Source organism: Vibrio sp. 811 (genome assembly GCF_033339195.1).
In genome coordinates, this window is the sequence record NZ_JAWOUB010000684.1 from 1 (window position 1) to 583 (window position 583).

Below are 583 nucleotides of genomic sequence, written 5' to 3' on the forward strand. Positions count from 1 at the left end.
TTGTCGGACAGAAACCGGCTCTTGCGTTACGTACTTTTGAACAGCCCGAACTTTATTTTTACCTTCTTGCTTCGCTAAATAAACGGATTCATCGGCTGCGCGAATCAAATCGGTGTACGTACTCATGTTTTCTGTTCGCTCTGCAACGCCAACACTGATGCTTCCTCTCCACGGTTCATAACACGTTGGAACGAGCATTTGAGACACCTGTTTTCTTACCATTTCCGCAACATGTAACCCGCCGTCCAATCCTGTGTCTGGACAAATAACAAAGAACTCATCACCTCCCAATCTGCACACAATATCATCGCTACGAAAATGATATTTAAGTGCCTGTGCAAGCTCGATTAACACCAAGTCTCCGGCCTCATGCCCACACGTATCATTGACTTGTTTAAAATAATCCGCATCAATCATGATACAAACCAAAGGCAGTGTTTTGTGCTCCGTGTCATCCCAAAGCTTTTTCAACGTTTTGATTGCACTGCGTCGATTAGGAAGTTGAGTTAATGAGTCCGTTAATGACAGCGCTTCCAGCTGCTTATTTGCCGTTAACAACTGGTTCGTTCTTGCTTCTACTTTT

1 protein-coding gene is annotated in these 583 nt (G+C 44.1%); it reads right to left on the reverse strand.

Translation table 11 applies throughout. The features are described 5' to 3' along the window. On the reverse strand, window positions 1–583 hold a 583-nt coding region (locus tag R7Q46_RS28820), incomplete at both ends, for a GGDEF domain-containing protein (protein ID WP_318078534.1).